The sequence below is a fragment of the Oleiphilus sp. HI0123 genome, assembly GCF_001635315.1.
In genome coordinates this window covers 1-836 of the sequence record NZ_LWGE01000419.1, presented here as the reverse complement: position 1 = coordinate 836, position 836 = coordinate 1, and the positions used below count along the sequence as shown (strand labels likewise).

Below are 836 nucleotides of genomic sequence, written 5' to 3'. Positions count from 1 at the left end.
AGGTATCGGCGCTGGCTTTATTCCTGACATCATGAACACTGAGATACTGACAGGAACAATTCAAGTATCTGAAGAAGACTCTTTCGACATGGCACGTGAGTGTGCAAAGCAGGAAGGGATTTTTGTAGGTATTTCTTCTGGCGCTACCTTAGCCGCAGTTAAAAAGAAGGAAGCTGAATTTACTCCTGGCAGCCGCATCGTGATTTTCAGTTATGATACTGGCGAACGCTATTTATCGATCGAAGATCTGTTCTAGACCTTGAACCATGAGCGGGGCTTACGCCCCGCTTTGAAATATCCTGGAAATCAAAGCCTATCTTAGTTATTTGGCTTAAACCCGACAGACTTAAGCGGGGACGAGAAGAACTCATCAGCACTCAAGGGCTTGTCAAATAGATATCCCTGCCCAATCTCACAACCCAACTCTTGCAAGAAAGCCATCTGCTCAACTGTTTCCACACCTTCAGCCACTACCTTCAAGTTCAAAGTATGCGCCATGGCAACAATTGCTGCTGTGATCTGCTTGTCATCATTATCGTTGGGTAAGTCCATAATAAATGCACGGTCGACCTTGAGTTTATCCAGAGGGAGCTGCTTAAGGTAGTTAAGAGAAGAGTATCCCGTACCAAAGTCATCAATTGCAATGGTTAGTCCCAAAGACTGCAACTCTTTCAATAAGGAAATCGCATGCTTAATATCGGTCGCTAACAAGGACTCAGTCACCTCAAACTCTAAGTTCTCGGGGTTAACTCGGTGCAAAGAAATTGCCTGAGTAATATCGTTAAGTAAGTCAGGATCACTAAACTGGCGAGCTGACAGGTTGATCGACATTTTAA

At 44.4% G+C, this 836-nt stretch carries 2 protein-coding genes; one reads left to right on the top strand and one right to left on the bottom strand.

Going from position 1 to position 836, the window contains the following annotated elements:
- Positions 1-256: pyridoxal-phosphate dependent enzyme (locus A3761_RS03970; protein WP_156491580.1), on the top strand; the 256-nt coding region annotated here is incomplete at its 5' end.
- A 62-nt stretch (positions 257-318) separates the two neighbouring features.
- Here A3761_RS03970 and A3761_RS03965 read toward each other — a convergent pair.
- On the bottom strand, positions 319-836 hold a 518-nt coding region (locus A3761_RS03965), incomplete at its 5' end, for an EAL domain-containing protein (RefSeq protein WP_156491579.1).